Origin of the sequence: Peribacillus muralis (genome assembly GCF_001645685.2) — a bacterium.
GTDB lineage: Bacteria > Bacillota > Bacilli > Bacillales > DSM-1321 > Peribacillus > Peribacillus muralis_A.
Genome location: NZ_CP017080.1, coordinates 2134622 through 2156676 on the forward strand (window position 1 = coordinate 2134622; position 22055 = coordinate 2156676).

The following is a 22055-nucleotide window of genomic DNA, read 5'->3' on the forward strand; positions in this document are numbered from 1 at the left end:
TTTTTATGAAACGAAGTAGGTAGGTGAAAAATGACTAATATCTTATCTTTGGGTATTGTATATGAAAATTCATTTGATAAATCTGAAGAATTACAAAGTATAATACAATATTTTTTGAATTTAAAGAGCGATATAGTTGGTATAAAGATAAGTATGGATGAAGACGGTGAGAATTGGTTAGAGAGTGAACGAAATGGAAAGAATTTTATTCTAGACTATACCTTATTAACAGAAAAATATTTTGGAGAAATACTAATTCAACTAAATGACTTTTGGAGTCTGAATGGTTTATCTTTGACGCTTCGCATTGTTAAAGAAAATGATTTCTTTGGGTATTTATTAGATTTTGAAATGGAGCAACTTCTAAATCGATATAGTCTGGATTTAATTAATGAACTAATTATTGATTTAGTAAAAGATATCTATAGCGTAACAAAATTTAATTACGCTTTTTGCGATCATGATTCAGAAATTGAGTACTCTCCTTCACAATATAAGGATATAGTGGAAGCCTATTCAATATTAATTTTACCAAGGGCAAAAAATGGCTTTGATGTAATAAAAAATAACTGGCAAATAGACGGTATTACAAGTAGAAATAAAATATAATATTTCCAAATTAGTTTTAAAATAGATGGTCATGAAGACATCTTCCGAGTTAAAACAGATGGGACAGGAGATACCTTATTTTCAAAGCGTAAATAAAGTGAAGCGCCTGTTACTCCTGTTGTTTTGTAAAATACTAATAGATTTGAAGAAAGCTTTGTGGAATGGGATTTTCTACAGAGCTTTTCTTTGTGCGCCCGGCTGGGGTGCAATCTATAGGGTGTGAGTCCCGAACCATGAAGGCAGTAGTAATGGTTAACTTAAGGCAAGGGTGCCCACGGTGACGTGGAATCTGAAGGAAGCAAGCGGCAAACCTCCGGTCTGAGGAACACGAACTTCATATAAGGCTAGGTATCATTGGATGAGTTTGCAAAACAAAACAAAGTCTATACTGCCGAAGGTGGTACAAAGCAAATGAAGCAGATAGGTGGAGGGAAAGATTGCACTCTTACCCAGGGAGATCTGATGACAGCCAAGTAAACTTGGCAACCTGTCCAGTGATGGTCAGCTGAATCATCAGAAGTCAGCAGAGGTCATAGTACTTATCTACTCGAGAAGATAAGGAAGGACCGAACAGATTAAGGAGGATGAATACTAGGCGTTCGTTATACTGCGAAGAAGCAAACAATTCCTAACGGAACTTATTTGAAGGAAGAAGTGGTGTATTCACGGGGAACTTCAAAAGGGCAGAGCAGATAAAGGCACAAATAGACTATTTGTCCACGTAGAAAGGATATCAACGATGTTAATGGAACAGATACTAGAGAGGGAAAACTTAATACAGGCACTGAAGCGTGTAGAGAGAAATAAGGGAAGCCACGGTGTAGATGGAATGCCCGTCCAAAACCTGAGACCGCACCTTATGACAGCATGGCACAAATAGACTTATTAAGGTGGGATTTATGTGCAACGTGAAAAATGCCCTTGTTGCGGCTTTCCGACATTAGACGAGCGTGAGGCTAATTATATTTGTGAACTTTGTAACTGGGAGGATGATGGACAAGACGATCCCAATTCAGAAGAAGTTTGGGGTGGTCCAAATGCAGATTATTCTCTTGCAGAAGCAAGAAGGAATTTTAAGAAAAATAGCACTATGTATCGAGATAATAGAAGTATATTTAGACAATGCGATAAAGAATTTGAAACCAAGAAATCATTAATTCTTGCGTTTACTGAATTAGCCAGTTGTGAAGCGGATTCATTGGAATATTTGTCACTTTGGCGCAAAAAAACGTCTTACGAGAAGGTCTTAAAAGAAATTGTTCATGATGAGAATGAAAGATATAGTAAAAATATAGAAAAAAATGAAGAATCCATCAACCTTATAAATTCCGAGGTTATAGAAGAAGTTATTACTGGCTTATTGAGGTTGATTGAGAATTCTGATGACCTAGATTTTGTTCAGGCTATTATGATTGATTTCACTGAACACCAGGATGCTAATATTCGTGGAACGGCTATACTTTGTCTTGGTCATATTGCAAGTAAATACGAAAAGATAAACAAACATCTGGTTTTTCCAATAATTAACCAAGGGTTACAAGATGAAAGTACTTTTGTAAGGAAACAGTCTCAATCTGCATTAATGAATATAAATTTATACATAAAATAATGGAATTTGAAAACAAAAGACTTGCTCTTAAAACTCCAAATATGGCCCATAAGGCTATGGCCAGTCTTTCAAAAGGGAGATAGGAACGTAGGAACCGAAGAACAAAGAATATGTTACATTGTATTAAATTGAGGTTAAAATTCATATGAATACATTCTTATTTTACAGCGTTCTGGGACTATTTGGGGTTCTATTGATTACCAATTCAAGTGATCGGTTTATTAAGAATCACATTTTTTTTAAAATTTCATTTAGTGTTATTGTCTTATTAAGCAGTTGTATAATTTTATATGCAATTTTAGGACAAGATGAAGACCCTATTGATAATGCGATACAATATTCTTTCGCCATGGCTGCTTACGAGAAAATGGGAAGATGAACCTGATAGTAAAAAGAAAACGGGGGTTTATGTAGGTTTTGTAATATTTATGCTATTAACAGTAATGACGAGTTAATTCCCGTGAATATAAAAGCATTTTAATTCCAGCGTTATAACTGCTTATCAATAATAAAAGTATCTTAGACATTTGAACAGTACCCCGGATAACGGACAACATAAAAAAGTGTCCCTAATCCGGTTTTTATGTTTCGATAGGTGCAATGAGTCTTGGCGGAAGTTTTGATGAGTAAGAAGATATACGAATGATACAACATTTCCCGAGTAGTAAGCAAAATGGAGAGTAGATAATGCGGTTGCTCTTAAAACTCCAATCATTTCAAATAAGCGGGTTGATAAAATGAAAAAACGAAAGGAATTGAAGGGTCTGATATGCCTAATGTAACCGGGAATTCATATGGAAATATGATCAATCATGGTTTCGTAGCTAAACACGACAACCTGCCCGTTTACATGAAATTGAATGCTTCCACAATTCCGGTTACCAATTGTGAAATGATCGCTAAGACTGAGAATTAATACTTGCTAATATTATTTTTTATGGGGTGAAATATGGAAAAAAGCTGTTTTAATAAATTGGGAAAACCATTTTTTCATTTGAGTAATGACCAATATATTTTTAATGAATTATATGAATCTACAATGAAAGACTTTGAAACTAACTCGAAAAAGTTTGTAGCTTTAATTGAAGGATGTAAATGTCAAAATAAAAAAGGCTTTTTTAAAGAATTTGCAATAAAAATGAAGTTTCCTGATTATTTTGGTGATAATTGAGATGCTTTTAATGAATGTATAAATGATTTAGAATGGTTAAATTGCGAACAATATGTAGTATTTATCAAAGATTTCAATTTTTTATTTAAAAATGACGAAAAAAATTTAACACTATTCTTAAAAATATTAGTAGATACAGTAGAAGAATGGAACATGGGGCGAGAGTATGGTGTGCTTCAAACTCTACCAGCTCCATTTCATATCGTTATCTATAGCGACAAAGAGATTATAAGTGACCTACTAATTAAAACACATAATGAACAAATAAACTTATTTTAAATAATTGTAATAAGTTTTCTTTGATTCAACGAAGGTACATTAACAGGTTAGTCGTGTAAAAAACCATGGACAAATATGGATGTTACACTTTTTTTTCGGATTGTTATGTCCCTGAGTGTTAACGAAGAGGAAATTTCGATAGCCTTCGGTTTTGGAGGGTTTTGACTTTGACTGTTACATATCATTACAGATGCTTAGCTTTCCAGAGGCTACCTGGGAGCTTGATCTGAGGTGCAATAAGGGTATGTTAGTTTGATGTTTTGTTGTATAATAATGGATATTATTGCCGGGGTTCTATGTATTTGACTCATCTAGAATGGGGGAAAGTATATGAACAATCAATTTTATTTCATTAATGCTTTTTCTAAGGAGAAATTCAAGGGGAATCCGGCCGCGATCGTTTTCATGAACGAGAATAGATCTGAAAAGTGGATGATCTCATTAGCAGCCGAACTCAATCAACCTATTACCACTTTTATTACACCAAATGGTGAAAATAACTATGAGCTGAGATGGTTCACACCGGTTAGTGAGATTGATTTATGTGGGCATGGTACATTAGGCGCGGCTCATATTTTGTGGAGTGAGGGTTTTTCTTCGTCAAAGTCAGCCATTAATTTTCATACTCAGTCAGGACTTCTTCGCTCCGAGTTGTCGGGACAACAAATAATCCTGAATTTCAATATAAAAAATTCATCTGAAACAAAGGTGACAGAGACATTAAAACGGGTCATTCAGCTTCCTATAAAAAGTGCTGCTTGGGCGGAAGATCGATTCATTTTAGAACTGGAAAATCAGGATATGGTTCATGAAGCGGAGCCGAATTTGAAAGCAATTAATGAACTGGACGGACCAGGGTTAATCATCACGAGTAGTGGCTCAGGTAGGTATGATTTTGTATCAAGGGTTTTTGCTCCAAAGATAGGAATTGATGAGGATTATGTTACGGGGTCTGCACACTGTGCGTTAGCCTCATTTTGGGGTTATCGTTTAAATAAAAAAGAATTTATGGCATACCAAGATTCTAAGCGCGGCGGTGAATTAAAACTGAAGATAGTAGGAGATAAGGTCGAGGTGATTGGAGATTGTATAACTTTACTGAAGGGAGAACTATATAATTAGGTGATTTGTCCTTGAAAGTAGATTGTACGACGTAGCCTGGCTAACGGCAAAAGCTCTCCAACTTCATGTCTATTGTGAATCGGAAATCGACCGGAGTTCTGGTACTATTAAAATGAAGGTTTGATTACCTGGCAGTGGTCTGATTTTTCTGTTGGCAAACGTGAATGAACAAAAAGATCATGAGAATAAAATGAAGAAGGGTGTTCTTTGATGACAAACAGTAAAACAAATGCTAAGGTTGATGAGTTTTTAAGTAAAGCTAAAAAGTGGCACGACGAATATGAGGTTTTGAGAAGGATTGTTCTTGATTGTGAGCTGACTGAAGAATATAAATGGATGCATCCTTGTTACACATTTGAGAAAAAAAACATCGTTTTAATTCACGGATTCAAAGAGTATTGTGCGCTTCTGTTCCACAAGGGCGCCTTATTAAAGGATACCCATGGGATTCTCATTCAACAAACGGAAAATGTTCAAGGGGCACGCCAGATTCGGTTCACGAATGTCCAGGAAATCGTTGCAATCGAACCCATCTTGAAAGCTTATATTCAAGAAGCCATTGAAGTTGAAAAAGCTGGTTTGGAAGTGGAGTATAAAAAGAATACTGAAATCATGATACCTGAAGAGCTTCAAAACAAATTCAATGAACTACCTGCCTTGAAAACGGCTTTTGAAGCATTGACACCTGGACGGCAAAGAGCATATTTCCTTCATTTTTCTCAACCGAAGCAATCTAAAACCCGAGTTTCTAGGGTTGAAAAATGTACGCAGCAAATTCTTGATGGAAAAGGATTAAAGGATTAGCCTGTAGTGATCTTTAAAAAAGGAAAAATCAGCATGCAAACAAAAGAGTACTTTTTGGCTTTTTGCTGAGTCGTGCGCTTTTCTTTAACTTTTAAAATAGGAGGCCTTGATGAATACATTGGATGAGGTAGTTTTACAGAAATATAAACCAGAACACTTGCAGTGGTTAAGAGCATTTGAATTACCAAAAGAACAAGAAAAATTCACCGCATTACCAATCAAGATGTTGGAAATAACGAAAGAACGACATCCGATAGTGATCTTACATAATAATGAACCTGTGGGTTTTTTCGTATTACATTCGAGTGATAAGGTAAAAGAATATACAAATAACCCGAGAGCCATGTTATTAACTGCCCTTTCCATAAATCATTCCAAACAAGGCAGAGGATTTGCCAATAAAGGGATGAAAAAAATCCAGAGCTTTGTCACTCAACAATTCCCAGCGTGCAATGAAATCATTTTAGCTGTAAACCATAAAAATGTTCCTGCCCAGAAGTTATATGAAAAAGTTGGTTTTAAAGATACCGGTACAAGGAAGATAGGCAGGATCGGAGAGCAATACATATATAACTTCATTATTAAATGAAGAAGGGAATTTCGTTACCGAAGGTTGCAGAAGCAGCCTTTTTCTTGTGACACTAAACCGAGGAGTTCTAGTAAATTCAATTACCTTTATAGGAATGTGATATAGAAAAAATATGTTAGAATATGGGTGTAATTACAGACGTTTCTAGTTATTTATTAGCATGTTTATTCATGAAAAGATTTGAAAGAGCGGTGCCCTATCTTTTTTTAGAAAGATTTGCAAAGTATAATGGTATTTGAACAAGAGGAACAACCAAGAGTTGAAGATCGGCAAACAAGTACTACTTATGGAAGAAATCAAATCAGAGTTGTATCAAGTGAAGAGCGAAACAAGGTAAAAAATGATGTCTGCCTAAGGGATTTGAAATCAAGATGGCGGGACAGCGGTCTTTTAAAGAGAGAAATGGTGAGAAAACTCACATAATTAATGCTTTTCGGTTTGGGAGATGAAGATGCTTAAACGAAAATATGGAAATCGATTAGAATGGAAACGTGTCTTGGAGAGAAAGTATGCACAGGCTTATATTGATACTAAAGAAATGAAGGGCTATATAACTTTATTGCATACAATAAAAGTGGCTGAACCATTATCCGCCATGTACGAAGGAAAGAAGGTTTGTATTGTTGATGATGGTTACATGTGGCTTCAACAATTTCCTTTAGAAAAAAAACATTCGGTAACAACAATGTTTGATGATAAAGGAGATATCGTGCAGTGGTATATTGATATTTGCCAAGAAAACGGAGTAGAGCATGGTATTCCCTATATGGATGATTTGTATTTAGATATCATTGTACTGCCTTCTGGTGAAGTCATTCAAAAAGACGCAGATGAGCTAGATGAGGCTTTATTAAGTGGCATGATTGATAAATCTCTATACGATTCTGCTTGGAATGAAGTGAAGGTCCTTACTACTTTAATAAAGAATGGCAGCTTTGAAGGGCTTGAGCTATCCTGCTATCATAAGGCGTTATTAGTTAATGAATTAAAGTGAATTTTAAGCTATGGCTTACGTGTTTGGAATAATTTAAGAAGGCGTAAAGGAAACAGGGGGAAGGCTTATGGGAGAACAAGAGATGCTAAAGATATTTAATGAAAATAAACAACCAATCGGCGTGGCTTCACGGAGTGATGTACATAGACTTGGGTATTGGCATGAAGTGTTTCATTGCTGGTTTATCATTAATGAGCATGGAATGGATTATATATATTTACAGCTTCGCAGCGAAAATAAAAAAGACTACCCTAATCTTTTGGATATTACGGCTGCCGGACATTTATTGGCTGATGAGTCAGTTGAGGATGGAGTAAGGGAAATAAAAGAAGAGATAGGAATTGAAATAGCTTTTGAGGAATTAGTTCAATTAGGTGTTATTGAATATTGTGTTGTTAAAGACAATTTTATTGATAAAGAATTAGCAAACGCTTTTTTATACAAGAGTCGGAATACTTTGGATGACTTTACGCTTCAAGTAGAAGAAGTTTCAGGAATTGTAAAAGCCAAATTCAATGATTTTTCTCAACTTTGGTTTTATGAAAAAAATGAGCTTGAAATTAATGGTTTTGAAGTAAATAAGGATGGAAAAACGCTTAAGGTAAAAAAATATGTAAACAGAAATAACTTTGTCCCACATCAAATTTCTTTTTATCAAGAAGTTATTCAAAAGATAAAAGAACGGATATGCTGAATCAATCATTACTTCGGTAACGGCTATGGATGCTTATCATGTAAGGATATGTAAATAATGAAAGTAAACAAGATTAAAAAAAATAATGGTCATGATTGGTTTGCTTAAAACTTGGAAGACTCTTGCTTGGAACCTTCCGATTGTATATCTCATGGGATTTATAAAAATGAAGCTAACAGTGGGATCACACTTTCTTTTAAGTATCAGTGCTTGTGCTATTTCGTTGTTTTTCCAAATTATACAAGATAAAAAATGAGGTTGGTTTTGTATGTCTAAGATAGTTTTAACGTCTAATGGTTTTTTTACGGATAGGATTAAACAACAATTCCTGCAAAGTATTGATAATCATGTTATGAAAGCAAAGGCCACAATCATAACGACAGGTTCTCATCAAAAGCAATACAATATGTTTGCAATGAAGGCAAAAGAAGACTTAGTGAAGATGGGAATAAACCAAGTTGATTTTATGGATGTTGAATTTGATTTTCCTGAACGACTTAAACAATATAACGTGATTTACTTGAACGGCGGGAACCCGTTTCATTTGCTGTATCATATGAAAAAAAGTGGTGCTGACTTGATAGTAAAGGATCTAGCGGAACAAAACACTGTATTTGTAGGGGTAAGTGCTGGAGCAATCATTCTAGGGCCGAACATCGATGTGGTGAATCATTTTACACCTCAATTAAATTCGGTAGATATGAAGAATTTAGCTGGATTGGGTTTAACCGATATAGCCGTTTTTCCACATTATGATCGAGAAGATCTGTTTCCAAATACCGCAGGCAAGTCAATAGAAGATAGGTTGAAAGAGTTCGAACATATAAATGAATGTTCTGTTGTAAGACTGAAGGATGACGAATCCATTTTTATCCAGTAAGAGTGGAAAGGATACGTTTGAGAGCCACTTATGAAATTTTGAAAGTGAAAAAAGCCCTCTTGAATGATAGGTCAATGGCCATTCATCCATCACTAAACAAGAGGGCTCCTTTATGCATATATATGTTAATATCTAATTGCGAGAGTGGCGCAGCCTGTGCTGTCAATGATTTTGCTGGCTACGATGAAAAGCAGTCTGATCATCTTACATGCGCATGTTTTTCACCGGACGATGCAGTTGGAAATTAGTTTGCCAATCATTCCTCCACGGATAGAGGGGCTGGCTCTCCCAACTTCATGATCAGAAAGCCGCTCCAGGCAAACAGGAGGGATGCAAGGTAGAAAATGCTGCCGATCGTTAGGAAGTCGACTAAATATCCGGTGGCGATGACAGCAGCTGCCGCACCAATGGATGTCCAGACATGGTAGTTGCCGATTTCCTTGCCTGCCGTCGCTTTCGTAACATAGCGGGCAAGGACAGTTTTTTCCGTGTTTTTTTGCACGGCTCCAAGGATCCCCATGATGATTTGCAATAAATACACATGCCAGATTTCATAGGCAAGAGGAAAGACCAGGAGGATCAGGGCCATTCCCCATGAATAAATGAGGAGGAATGCTTTGTCACCGGCTTTGTCCGCTATTTTTCCAATTAACGGATAGCATAGTGCAGCAGTCAGCGAGAATATTCCATATGCCCAGCCGAATTGGGAATAGCTTGTTCCAACATTTTTGATCAGCAAAATATAAAAAGGGAAAATCATGCTTGCTGCCATTCCTACAGTGCCTTGGTAGACAATAAATCGTTTATAATTCATGGATGATACTCCTTATAGAATAGATTCAGGAAGCGATTATCGCGATCGTATTTCTTTTTTAAGTGAAAGAATTCCGCTGCATGAGGATAGGCTTCATATAATTGGGCTTTAGTCGGGTACCCGTAATAAGGTAAATAATAGCTGCCATTATGGGCCAGTGTCACATCGATCATGCTGCGAATGACCCTTCCCGTGTGTTGCTTACTTGCGTCATCGGTTCCTTGGTTGATGAGCATGACAAGGGCGAACATATCATCTTTGGCATACGACATAAGTGATTCATCGTTTTTTTCGACATAACGAATGGTAATATTCAATAAATTAAAATCTTTTTCATTGGACAAAACATTTCTTAAATCATCGATATAATCCGTAAAATGATCTACTGGCACGAAGTATTCCTGCAGTACTTCCGTTTTAGTCGGGTTGCTGTAATCCATGAAGGCCGAGTCGGACCGCATCACATTATTTCTGGAAATAAAGGTCCCATCCTGCTTAGCGGTGTAGGTCTCCTGAATGTTCCAAAAACGCTCTTTTCCCCAATCGCTGTAACGCGATAGGCCAAGGAAGAATTTCGGTAGGGCCACGATCGTTTCCCGTTTCAGGACATCATATTTTGGGAGCTTCGTTTGATCGTTCGCCCTATAATAATCGGTTACATACATTTCATCCAGAAAGGAACCAGGAGCGACGGATATTCTAGCCAGGTGCATTTTCACCTCATCCTTTTGCAAAACCTCTTGTTTAAAATACGACGTATATTCATCATAATGCAGTGATCTTGTTTTGATTTGATAAAGCTCATCATCAGTGAGGTGAAGGGTCACATCCAGAATGATGCCAAACAAACCATATCCGCCGATGACCGCAGAAAACAAATCCGGATTTTCTTCACGGCTCACGGTGAGGATCTGTCCTTTCGCATCAAGCAATCGAAACGACTCAACAGTTTCAATCAATGCATGATGCCGGATATCGCGGCCATGGACATTGACGCTCAAGGAACCGCCGATTGTGAATATATTTTGAGATTGGCTGACCTTTAATGATAGTCCGTAAGGGTTGATATACTCTTGCACATCGGACCATGTAGCTCCGCTCTGGACCCTCATTCGTTTCTCAGTTACATTCAAATCAAGGACTTCATCATAATCCTTCATGTCGACCAGGATCCCATTCGGATATAAGGTTTGTCCCCCTTGGCTATGCTGCATACCGGCAATGGATATTGGATCATCGTCCTTCTTCGCTTTCAACACGATTTTTTTAAGTGACCTTTCATCATCTTCCGCTTTAATCGCCTTCATTTTAACGGGCATCAGCCGACTGATATCTTCGGCGATCGGGTGGTCAAGCTTGAAATGAAAGGCATGTAGGGATAGACCAAATAATATAGAATATAAGATGGCAAAGATAAATCGTTTCATAATAAATCGTATATAGCTCCTCTATTTAATATTTTCCAGTATATTCATGACTGATTCACAGTTGTCTATTTTGGAAGGAAGAAGTTTGCTTTCCAAATTTTTCAGCTGTTGTAATTCTATCATAATCTTTTATATTAAAAAGACTAATACTGAAATGATTGGACGCTAGTTATATCGTAAATCAAAAGAGGATGGCTACGAGTGGGGAATTTGCCTTGATGACTTGTTAGAAGCATTCGCTTTCGAATAGAATGGAGGAAAGCAATGCTTGCATTCTATTAATGAAAGCTTCTTGGAAATGGTGGTGATTAGGTGGAAATCCATTTGGTGGCAAAGGATGAGATAGAGGCTCAAGGGATTCAGTGGATCGTGGAATCCCATCTTACCGGAATCAAGTTGGTTCTTTGGGAAACGATTGAAGAATTTGACAGGGGGATGCGCAGTCAGCAGCCGGAATTCGTTATATTAGATATGGATATGTGGACAAATGAAAGTGAAGCGCTGGGGATTTCATTAAAACGGAAGGGAATTCGATGGTTAGGCATCTCATCAGAGAGAATTTTTCAAACAGCTTATCGGGCCTTGCAGTTTCGTGCCGAAGATGTCCTGTTCCGGCCGTTTTCTTCAACGGATTTGGTGAAGCATATTCAACAATTGCGTTATCAATTAAGAAATGGACAAGGGATTCACGCGACGAACTTGATGGGAGAGGAACATTCATTGGATATTGATTATCCGGATTTCTTCCTGACGGAACGGAGGCATGATCATCGGATTACCATGGCAGCCTTTTTGACGCCTGATAATAAAACGCTTCCTCTCGTTTATGAAGAACTGCAGCGGTACTCCTTTATCGGAAAAAACCAAATCTTCGCTTTATCGGATTTCATTTTATGTGTACAGGAATCAAAGGTATTCAAGGAAGAATACCAAGCATTCCTTGCTCATTGGAAAGAAAAAATGGATGAGCCTCTAGCCATCATCATCAAAGCGGCCACGTCCGATGATCCTTTGAAAAAGATTTATCAGCAAACACGTGAATTGACAAGACAAATCTTTTTTGATGGATATGACATCATCTTGGCTGAAAGTCAACAAATGTCCCCTCAGGAGATGGATCCATTCCTTACGCCTCTTGAACAAAGACTATGGATAGAAATGCTCGAAAGACGTGATGCGAAAGCGATCAAGGAATGGATTGAGCGAGAATTCCTTACTTTCCAACGTCCATATCCCGACCCGGAAATCGTTCGCATTCGCCTAACAAGCGTACTTGCGCAAATTAGCAGGCATATGAAATCGTATAACCTGCAAAACGGTTCTTTAGAATCGATTTATTATGACGTCTTCCAGCAAATCGTACATAAACCGGTCATTCATCAAATCGTAAAAGCGTTGCACTCGTTTACGACCCATTTACTTCAGCAGGATCATGAACAAGTGCAAGAAGGAGGGAACACTCTAAGCGAAAAGGCAAGGGAACTGATTGAGTCCAACTATTGGGATTCCCAATGGAATTTATCAGCCTGTGCAGACATCCTGCGTCTCAATAAAAGCACGCTCAGCCGCCGTTTTGCCGCTGAGTCAGGTACGTCATTCCGCAGCACACTGCATCAAGTGCGAATAAGGGAAGCGAAACGTCTCTTAAAGGAAACGGATCTATCCTTGGAGGAAATCGCACAATTAGCAGGTTATTCACACCAAACCTACTTTAATGCTAAATTCAAATTGTTTGAGGCGTGCACCCCCTCAGCATATCGGTCGGGGTTAAAGGGCTCAATGTAAACATTTAAAACAAAATGCCCTGTAAAAATGCATGCTTGCAGACAACATCCAACTTGTGCAAACAGATTTTCAGCGAGTTTGCAGCCTGAACGATTCAGTCCCTACTGAATCGTTTTTTTGATCAATATAATAATTTCGGTGAAATAATTTATAAAAAAATAAAATTATCTTTAAAATATTGAAACTATTTATAAAATAATAACTATATTATAATTAATTTTCTGAATTTTTACTATAGAATGAAAATATAACGAATCAAGGAGGCAATAAAATGAACACAATGACAAATAAGGTAATCCGTTATAGAGGAACAGACTTGAATACAAAAGGATGGCAGCAAGAGGCAGTGCTGAGGATGCTGATGAATAATTTGGATCATGAAGTCGCCGAACGTCCTGAGGATTTGGTGGTATATGGCGGGATAGGGAAAGCCGCTCGTAATTGGGAATGTTTCGACGCAATCGTCAAATCACTGAAGGAGCTAGAAGACGATGAAACTTTATTGGTTCAATCCGGTAAGCCCGTGGCCATTTTTAAAACGCATACAGATGCGCCGCGCGTACTGCTTGCCAATTCCAACATCGTCCCTGCTTACGCGAATTGGGAAACATTCCATGAACTCGATAAAAAGGGCTTGATGATGTATGGACAAATGACGGCAGGCAGCTGGATCTATATCGGGTCACAAGGAATCGTGCAGGGTACATATGAAACCTTTGCCGAGCTAGCCAAACAACATTTCAATTCTTCATTAAAAGGCACGATTACGTTAACGGCAGGTTTAGGCGGTATGGGCGGGGCACAGCCTCTAGCCGTTACGATGAACGGAGGAGTCTGTATCGGCATCGATGTGGATGAGACGAGGATCGACAGAAGAATCGAGACTCGTTATACCGATGTGAAAACGGATTCATTGGATGAAGCCATTCGTTTAGCAACCGAAGCCAAGCATACAGGGAAAGCATTATCGATTGGTTTGATTGGGAATGCTTCCGATCTTCTTCCTGAAATGATCGCACGCAACTTCATACCGGATGTCTTGACGGACCAGACTTCCGCTCATGATCCGCTAAATGGATATACACCTTCAGGCTTTTCTTTGGAGGAGGCTGCAAAATTAAGGGCGGTAAATCCAGAAGAATATATTAAACTATCAAAAGCTTCAATGGCCAAGCATGTCAGTGCGATGCTTGAAATGATGGAAAAAGGGGCCGTGACGTTTGATTATGGCAATAACATCCGTCAAGTTGCGAAAGATGAAGGGGTGGAGAATGCCTTTGACTTCCCTGGTTTCGTTCCAGCCTATATCCGACCGCAATTTTGTGAAGGAAAAGGTCCGTTCCGCTGGGTTGCGTTATCTGGTGATCCTGAAGACATTTATAAAACGGATCAAGCGATTCTGCGCGAGTTTGCTGATAATGAACATTTATGCAATTGGATTAAAATGGCTCAAGAAAAAATTCAGTTTCAAGGTCTTCCTTCACGCATTTGCTGGCTTGGCTATGGGGAGCGCGCCCGCTTCGGTAAAATCCTTAATGATATGGTTGCAAGTGGTGAATTGAAGGCGCCGATCGTAATTGGACGTGACCATTTGGATTCAGGCTCGGTCGCTTCACCGAATCGCGAAACGGAAGCGATGAAGGATGGTTCGGATGTAGTCGCTGACTGGCCGATCTTAAATGCAATGGTGAACGCAGTGGGCGGAGCCACTTGGGTATCCGTACATCATGGCGGTGGAGTCGGAATGGGGTATTCCATGCATGCAGGGGTCGTCATTGTGGCTGATGGCACGAAAGAAGCAGGAGCGAGGATTGAACGCGTCCTGACGACGGACCCGGGGATGGGTGTAGTTCGACATGTGGATGCAGGATATGAATTGGCAGAGAAAACGGCCCGTGAAAAAGGGATTAATATCCCGATGCTTAATAAAGGAAATGATCAGTCATGACAAAACCTATTTGGATAAAGCATGCCGCACAGCTCGCCACACTTGCACAATATGAACAAAGCCCTCGTTCCAAGGAGGCAATGTCTGAACTGGGATTGGTTGAAGACGGCAGCATCTGGATGGAAGCTGGTTTGGTTCAAGCGGTCGGGACAACCAAGGAATTGGAAGAACGCTATGCAGATAGGCTTCATGAAGCTGAAGTGGTCGATGCAACAGGCCATTTGGTGACACCAGGGCTAGTTGACCCACATACACATGTGGTTTATGGAGGGAGCCGGGAGCGTGAATTCGAGATGCGTCTCGAAGGTGCAACATATATGGACATCATGAACGCAGGCGGGGGGATTCATGCCACCACACGCATGACCCGTGAAGCAAGTGAACAAGAATTGATGGAGCAAACCGCACGCCGTCTTGATTCATTTCTCACTCATGGTGTGACAACGGTAGAGGGTAAAAGCGGCTACGGGATGAATGTGGAAACTGAATTGAAGCAGCTGAGGGTGATGAAAAGGCTTCAGGAGGAGCATCCGATCGATCTTGTTCCCACTTTTATGGGCGCCCATGCGGTACCTAACGATTATAAGGGCCGTGAGGATGAATATGTCGATCATTTGATTAATGAAATGCTTCCTATTGTATCAAAAGAGAAGCTGGCCGAATTCAATGATGTGTTTTGTGAAAAGGGTGTATTTACTCCTGAACAATCGGAGCGGATTTTAACGGCGGGAAAAAAATATGGACTGATCCCTAAAATCCATGCCGATGAAATTGAGCCATATGGAGGAGCGGAATTAGCGGCGAAGGTAGGGGCTATTTCAGCCGAGCATTTATTGAAGGCTTCACAAGAGGGGATTGCGGCGATGGCAAAGTCAGGCACGATTGCCTGCTTGCTTCCAGCCACCGCTCTGTACTTGCGGGAAGAAGCGGCCCCTGGACGGATGATGATCGATGAAGGCGTAGCCGTTGCCATATCTACCGATTGCAATCCCGGCTCCTCCCCGACGACTTCCATGCCGCTCGTCATGAACCTGGCATGCATTTCGATGCGCCTCACCCCTGCCGAAGCACTGACGGCGGCGACTTACAATGCCGCTTGTGCCATCAACAGGCAAGACAAGGTCGGCTCACTTGAAGCAGGGAAACAAGCGGATGTCGTATTATGGAATGTTGAAAACTATCAGGAATTACAATATTTATTCGGGGTCAACCATGTTAAGTCTGTTTGGAAAAACGGCGTTCAAGTCGTGAAATAAGGAACGGCTTGGTAATCTTGCACGTAATTTTTTTTGGGTGCTCCAGGTGTATTCATCTCCTGTGAGAAGGGAGTATGCCTGGAGGCGATCCAATCAATTTCTTTACATGAGTTAAGCAGGAGTGAGGGTTCTATCTTTCAAGGCAACAAGGGGGAACTATATGTTGAGAAATAATTATCGCTATTTTATCATTTTCATGATCATTGTCATTACGATCATTAACTACATTGATAGAGGTGCCTTGTCGTATGCTCAGGCAGAAATCATCGATGAGTTTGATTTAAATCCGGCTAGCTGGGGGGCAATCTTAGGCTACTTTGGATATGGATACATATTCGGAGCATTGTTTGGGGGAGCGTTGGCAGACAAAAAAGGACCGAAATTCATGTGGATCATCGCCGGTACCACTTGGTCGATTTTTGAAATAGGGACTATATTCGCAGGCCATATCGGGACAGCATTATTCGGTGGTTCAGCATTAGCGGGATTTGCCGTATTTCGCGTTTTATTCGGATTTGCTGAGGGGCCTACACTATCCGTCATGAACCGGACGATGGCCAATTGGGTTTCCCCGAAGGAAAAAGGCTTTGCCGTGGCACTAGGGTTGGTTGGAACTCCAATCGGAGCTTTGATTACTGCCCCTGTTGTAGTGGGCTTGCTTACATATACCAATTGGAAGGCGACGTTTGTAGTTCTGGGACTATTGGGAATCATATGGGTCGTTATCTGGAACAAAGTCTTTACAAACCTGCCTGAAGAACATCCAAGAGTCACTAAAGCGGAGTTGGAAGGCATTCGAAGTGCCGACCAATTGATTCAAGGAGAAACGAAATTGGATGAGCAAATGCATATACCATGGTACCATTTCTTCAAGAACCCTACCTTGGTTATGAATGCCATCGGGTATTTCGCGTTTTTATATGTCAATATACTTTTATTGACCTGGACTCCCAAATACTTGCAGGACGAATTCAATTATTCGCTTTCATCGCTTTCCTATATTGGGATGATTCCGTGGGTAGGGGCCATCATTACGGGACTATTAGGCGGTAAAATCTCGGATCTGCTGCGTGTGAAAACAGGGAATTTACGGATTGCAAGATCTTGGTTCACGGTCGTTTCCCTATTTTGCACGGCTGTTTGTTTCATGTTGATTCCAACGGTCGAGAGTGCAGCCGCCGTTCTTGCCTTGATGTGTCTCGGCAATGCGTTCAATTATTTGCCCAATTCGATTTATTGGATTGTCGTTCTGGACACGGAACCGACAAAAGCAGGCACGTTCGGAGGGGTGACGCATTTCATTGCCAATCTCGCCACGATCATTGCACCTACGCTGACAGGAAGTCTTGTCGCCATTCATGGCTATAATGCGATGTTCATCGCGGCATCCATCGCCGTCACGATCGGCATGATCGCTATGGTTTTCGTCAAGCCTGGCAAGCAGGGCCCTTCCGCGAAGGTCAACAATGAAGTGGCTGATTCGAAAGCATAGCTACATTAAGAACTTACAGCTTGGCTGGAGCAATCGTCACAGCGATTGCTCTTTTTTGAAAGATATCGCTTCGATGTTAACCTGGGACTTTTGAGTGCAAGGCTATGGTGGGACCTGAAGCGGACATATCAAAATTTTTTATTGGTTGAAATCTGAAAATTATAATAATTGAGGGGGCGTTTATATTGAGTGAGGGAACATTTACAATTGATGATGCACCATTTAAAAAGTTTCACTTTAGGATTGCAGGGCTTACTTTCGGGTCAAGCTTCTGTGACGGCTATTCCTTAGGCATCATTGCCATGGCACTGACATTTCTCGGTCCGCAATTAGAGCTGAATGCCATGTGGAGCGGCTTGATTGGGAGCTCAGCATTAATCGGCCTTTTTGCAGGTGCATTGGTGCTTGGAAAACTATCTGACCGTATAGGCAGGCAGAAAATCTTCCTTGTCAATTTTTTGCTTATTACCGTTGTTACGATTCTTCAATTTTTCGTTAATGGCCCGGCAGAGCTATTTGTTTTGCGATTGCTGATAGGTTTTGGGCTTGGAGGAGATTATGCAGTCGGGACAACATTACTTGCAGAATTTTCCCCGAAAAAGTATAGGGCCCCACTCCTTGCATCTTTAAACGTCGTTTGGACGCTTGGTTATGTAGCATCGAACTTTGTCGGTTATTATTTAGGCCAAGCTGGATCAGATTCATGGCGCTGGATGCTCGTCAGTGCGGCCGTTCCAGCTGTAGTGGTTTTATTCTTGCGGATTGGAACGCCAGAATCACCAAGGTGGTTAGTCAGCAAGGGACGTGCAGAAGAAGCGCGGCTTATCGTGAAGAAACATCTTGGAGAGAACGTGGAAATGGGCGAAACGTCGGCACATGCAGAAAATCCATCCGATTTAGGATTTCGTGGCCTTTTCAGCAAAAAGCTTCGCAAGCGTACCGCTTTTGGCGGAATATTCAAATTGACTCTCGTCATTCCGTATTTCGCCATCTATACCTTCCTTCCGTCCATTTTGCATACGATGGGTTTTAAACAAAACTTTTTTGCCGATACGATGCTAAACATTTTCTTGCTGGTCGGTGCGATCGTCGGCCTTTGGTTCCTTGCGAAATTTTCCCGCAGAGGATTTACAATAGGTGCCTTCACGATCCTTACAGTTTCTTTATTTTCCCTCAGTCTCCTGCACGATGGCTCACAATATTTCATGTTGACATTCTTCCTGATTTTCACCTTTTTCATGTCGGCTGCTTCCAACCTAACGTTAGTATACCCTGCAGAACTATTCCCGACGGAGATTCGTGGAACGGGAATCGGCATGGTCACGGCAATCAGCAGGATTGGATCTGCTATCGGAACTTTCCTTCTGCCTTTAAGTCTCAATTCCTTCGGTTTAAGCTCTTCAATGGTCGGCATGGCTATCATCTTGCTAATCGGTTTGATCGCATCCATAGCCTGGGCACCAGAGACAAAATCACTATCGCTAAATGAAGCTAGTGATCCCATGCTTGAAGGTGGGCAGCCTGCCGCTGGAAGTCATGCTTCATTGCAGCGAATCAGAGAAGATATTAAATGATGCTATCCGATGGATTATCATTAAATTATAGTGTTGAAGGAGTGATGAACCGTGACAACGACAAATTGCACGCACGCAAAGGATATAAAAAAAGTCGTGTTGGGCGATGGTCCCATCTCCATCAATGAGGTGATTGCTGTTGCAAGATATGGGGCAGAGGTCTCCTTTACAAGAGAGTATTGTAATAGGGTGGATGAATCAAGAAGTTTAATTGATAGGTTCCTGCAGGAAAATAGAGTTATTTATGGTGTGACAACAGGGTTTGGCAGCAATGTGACAAAGGTGATTTCTCCGGAAGATGCAGAAACGCTTCAACGGAATATCATTCGTTCTCATGCTGTCTCCGTTGGGGAGCCGTTAGAAAAAGAAGTAGTAAGGGCCATTCAACTAATGATCCTGGTAAATTTGGGGCAAGGTTATTCTGGAGTCAGGTTACAGGTTTTGGAGCTGATTGCTTCGCTGTTGAATCACGATATTGTCCCTTTTGCCCCCGGTGATGGGTCAGTGGGATACCTGTCACCAGAGTCTCACATGGCCCTGGTGCTGATAGGGGAGGGAAAGGCATGGAAAGACGGTGAATTCATCCCAGGAGCGGTTGTCTTGGAAAAAGCCGGGTTGGCTCCTGTCACATTAGGTCCTAAAGAAGGATTGGCGCTTATTAGTGGAACGACTTCCGCCACGGCAATGGCCGCTTTAGCGTTATACAATGGCATCCAGGCCGCGAAAACTGCGGATATCACAGGAGCTATGTCCTTGGAGGTTCTTAAGGGTACAATTCATGCTTTTGATCCTCGCTCCCACAAATTAAAAAAGCATGGAGAACAGGCAAAGACAGCCAGAAATGTGTCAAGGATCCTCGAAGGAAGTCAAATCATTGACACATATAAGGATTATAGATTACAAGATGCACTTAGTTTACGATGCATTCCACAAATTCACGGTGCCATAAAAAGAGCGTTGAAGGACGCTGAGGCCACTATTGAAAATGAAATGAACTCTGCAAGTGATAATCCTATCATTTATCCAGATGGTGCTGACGGGACTGCGCTTATGGGGGGGAACTTTGATGGATCATTCGTAGGAATCTATACAGATATGATGTGCATCGCCCTGGCAAATCTGGCTAAAATCACCGAAAGAAGGATTGATCGCCTAGTAAACCATCACCATAGTGAGCTGCCGAATTTTTTGGTGGCAAACCCGGGTTTAAATAACGGCTACATGGTCCCGCAATATACGGCAGCAGGATTATTGAATGAAATCAGAGTACTTACCCAGCCTGCAACAATCGATAATGTGCCGACATGTGCAAATCAGGAAGACGTCATAAGTTTTTCCTATTTCGCTTCGAAGAAAGCCTATCAGATTTCAAAGAAGCTTGAATATATTTTAGCTATTGAACTTATGACGGCAACGCAAGCTATGGATTTTCATCACCCATTGAAACCTGCCCCCATCACGGAGAAAGTGTACCGTTTAATACGCAGTAAAGTACCTACGGTAAAGGAAGACCGATTCTTTCATCCTGACATAGAAGTGATTAAAGGGCAAATTCATGAAGGAGAACTAACCAAGCTTGTCGAATTGGAAATGGGTGAGATGGAGTTTTAATGATGGGTGCACCAGTTTATGCGGATGCATGCAGCAAGATTTCATGACCTGCCACATTATTAAAAGGGTGTCACCATCAAGAACGGAGGAATAACGGAAACATGCATTATGATGTAATTGTAATTGGAGCTGGATCGATGGGTATGTCGGCAGGGCATTACCTATCCAAGGCTGGGAAGAAAGTGTTATTATTGGATTCTTTCGTCCCGCCTCACAATAAAGGCAGTCATCATGGAGAAACAAGGATCATTAGACATGCTTATGGGGAAGGAACGGAATATGTATCATTAGTCCTTAGAGCTCAAGAACTATGGGATGATTTAGAAAAAATAACGGAAAGAAAATTATTTCTTCGGACTGGCGTTCTGAATGCGGGCAGTCAGCATTCCCCATTCATTAAGCAAGTGATTGCAAGTTCAAATAAATTTGATTTACCATTGGAAATCCTTGATACGCATCAAGTTCATGACAGGTGGCCCGGGATCATCCTGCCGGAAGATTATATTGGTTGCTTTGAACAGAATTCAGGCGTGTTAAAAAGCGAAGAGTGCATACGTGCATACCAGCAGACTGCCGAATTACACGGTGCTGATATTAAAGTGAACAGCCCGGTGAGGAACCTGATTGTCCAGAGTGATGGGGTTACGGTGAAAACTGCTGACCAAAGCTATCATGCCGATGCATTGGTCGTTGCAGCAGGAGCTTGGTCACCAAAGATTTTGGAGATGTTGGGATTGGATGTTCCGCTAGCCCCTATCCGGAAAACCTTCGCCTGGTTCGATGCAGATGAAAAATTATATGGTCACAATGGTTTTCCTGCATTCACGTTCGATACACCTGAAGGTACATACTATGGCTTTCCGAGTATAAGTGGAGCTGGTTTGAAACTTGGGAGGCATGACGGGGGAAACCGGATAAATCCCGATGAAACGATGGCCCAATTTGGAGAATACGAGGAGGATGCTGGGGATTTGGAGCGCTTCTTGAACCGGTTCATGCCTTCTGGTCAAACATTGAGACATGGAAAAAACTGCATCTATACGATGACGCCAGATGAGGACTTTATCGTCGACCTACATCCTGCGTTTCCCCATATTGCCATCGCAGCGGGATTCTCGGGACATGGATTCAAGTTCAGCAGTGTGATTGGCGAGAGTTTAAGTGATCTTATTCTTTCGGGAAAGACTGAGAATGATCTTTCCCCATTTTCGCTAAACAGATTCCAATAGGTTCATAGCTTTGTCAACCAATAGAATGAATAGGCTAGCCGTCGATTCCTTTTCAAGAGAATCAACGGCTTTTTTATATGGTTCCCTTGATTTATAAGTTCAGCGTGCAATAGACATCATACAGGCTATCTGTCAACTATTGTCTAAAAAAATAATGCGTGATAGAAT

Annotated in this window: 17 protein-coding genes and 2 pseudogenes; 17 read left to right on the forward strand and 2 right to left on the reverse strand. The window is 40.7% G+C overall.

Features of this window, described 5'->3' with window-relative positions; translation table 11 throughout:
- Positions 1-30 precede the first annotated feature (30 nt).
- The 10 genes and pseudogenes from ABE28_RS10460 (at position 31) to ABE28_RS10505 (ending at position 8751) form a co-directional block, all read left to right on the forward strand.
- Positions 31-609 (forward strand): Imm64 family immunity protein, encoded by a 579-nt coding sequence (locus tag ABE28_RS10460; protein WP_064465264.1) that lies wholly within the window; start codon positions 31-33, stop codon positions 607-609.
- 739 nt (positions 610-1348) lie between these two features.
- Positions 1349-1480: pseudogene (locus ABE28_RS26085) on the forward strand (group II intron reverse transcriptase/maturase); the annotation flags it as partial.
- Between the two features lie 30 nt (positions 1481-1510).
- The gene (locus ABE28_RS10465; protein WP_064465263.1) at positions 1511-2218 is read left to right on the forward strand and encodes a CPCC family cysteine-rich protein; all 708 of its coding nucleotides are present in this window, start codon (positions 1511-1513) and stop codon (positions 2216-2218) included.
- Between the two features lie 1039 nt (positions 2219-3257).
- Positions 3258-3668, forward strand: a pseudogene (locus tag ABE28_RS25955) (barstar family protein).
- 330 nt (positions 3669-3998) lie between these two features.
- Positions 3999-4790 carry a PhzF family phenazine biosynthesis protein gene (locus tag ABE28_RS10480; protein ID WP_064465260.1) on the forward strand — a complete coding sequence of 264 codons (792 nt, stop codon included), beginning with the start codon at positions 3999-4001 and terminating at the stop codon, positions 4788-4790.
- 210 nt (positions 4791-5000) lie between these two features.
- Complete coding sequence (locus ABE28_RS10485) at positions 5001-5594, forward strand: YdeI/OmpD-associated family protein (protein ID WP_064465259.1); 594 nt, start codon at positions 5001-5003, stop codon at positions 5592-5594.
- Between the two features lie 109 nt (positions 5595-5703).
- On the forward strand, positions 5704-6183 hold the full coding sequence (locus ABE28_RS10490; protein ID WP_064465258.1) for a GNAT family N-acetyltransferase: 480 nt from the start codon (positions 5704-5706) through the stop codon (positions 6181-6183).
- Between the two features lie 451 nt (positions 6184-6634).
- Complete coding sequence (locus tag ABE28_RS10495; protein ID WP_064465257.1) at positions 6635-7177, forward strand: ribonuclease FAU-1 family protein; 543 nt, start codon at positions 6635-6637, stop codon at positions 7175-7177.
- Between the two features lie 67 nt (positions 7178-7244).
- The gene (locus ABE28_RS10500) at positions 7245-7871 is read left to right on the forward strand and encodes an NUDIX hydrolase (RefSeq protein ID WP_064465256.1); all 627 of its coding nucleotides are present in this window, start codon (positions 7245-7247) and stop codon (positions 7869-7871) included.
- Between the two features lie 268 nt (positions 7872-8139).
- Entirely contained in the window at positions 8140-8751 is a 612-nt protein-coding gene (locus ABE28_RS10505) for a Type 1 glutamine amidotransferase-like domain-containing protein (RefSeq protein WP_064465255.1), read from the forward strand.
- Between the two features lie 256 nt (positions 8752-9007).
- Here the strand turns inward: ABE28_RS10505 and ABE28_RS10510 are convergent, their stop codons facing one another.
- Together ABE28_RS10510 and ABE28_RS10515 are read right to left on the reverse strand one after the other, a co-directional pair.
- A complete protein-coding gene (locus ABE28_RS10510; RefSeq protein ID WP_064465253.1) occupies positions 9008-9565 on the reverse strand; it encodes an MFS transporter in 558 nt (185 codons plus the stop codon).
- Positions 9562-10992: an FAD-binding oxidoreductase gene (locus ABE28_RS10515; RefSeq protein ID WP_064465252.1), complete on the reverse strand. Its 1431-nt coding sequence runs from the start codon at positions 10990-10992 to the stop codon at positions 9562-9564. Before ABE28_RS10515 ends, ABE28_RS10510 begins: the two co-directional genes overlap by 4 nt.
- Positions 10993-11304: 312 nt before the next feature.
- On the opposite strand from ABE28_RS10515, the gene ABE28_RS10520 reads away from it, so the two are divergent.
- From ABE28_RS10520 to solA, 7 genes are all read left to right on the forward strand, one after another.
- Positions 11305-12777 (forward strand): response regulator transcription factor, encoded by a 1473-nt coding sequence (locus tag ABE28_RS10520; protein WP_064465251.1) that lies wholly within the window; start codon positions 11305-11307, stop codon positions 12775-12777.
- Positions 12778-13048: 271 nt separating this feature from the next.
- On the forward strand, positions 13049-14725 hold the full coding sequence (gene hutU, locus ABE28_RS10525) for a urocanate hydratase (RefSeq protein WP_064465250.1): 1677 nt from the start codon (positions 13049-13051) through the stop codon (positions 14723-14725).
- Positions 14722-15981, forward strand: coding sequence for an imidazolonepropionase (hutI, locus tag ABE28_RS10530; protein WP_064465249.1), 1260 nt, complete (start codon positions 14722-14724; stop codon positions 15979-15981). The genes hutU and hutI overlap by 4 nt, the downstream gene beginning before the upstream one ends.
- 160 nt (positions 15982-16141) lie before the next feature.
- The gene (locus tag ABE28_RS10535) at positions 16142-17473 is read left to right on the forward strand and encodes an MFS transporter (protein ID WP_064465248.1); all 1332 of its coding nucleotides are present in this window, start codon (positions 16142-16144) and stop codon (positions 17471-17473) included.
- 185 nt (positions 17474-17658) lie between these two features.
- A complete protein-coding gene (locus ABE28_RS10540) occupies positions 17659-19047 on the forward strand; it encodes an MFS transporter (RefSeq protein WP_064465247.1) in 1389 nt (462 codons plus the stop codon).
- Between the two features lie 51 nt (positions 19048-19098).
- Positions 19099-20658 carry a histidine ammonia-lyase gene (gene hutH / locus ABE28_RS10545; RefSeq protein WP_064465246.1) on the forward strand — a complete coding sequence of 520 codons (1560 nt, stop codon included), beginning with the start codon at positions 19099-19101 and terminating at the stop codon, positions 20656-20658.
- 101 nt (positions 20659-20759) lie between these two features.
- Entirely contained in the window at positions 20760-21887 is a 1128-nt protein-coding gene (gene solA, locus ABE28_RS10550) for an N-methyl-L-tryptophan oxidase (RefSeq protein WP_064465245.1), read from the forward strand.
- Positions 21888-22055 lie beyond the last annotated feature (168 nt).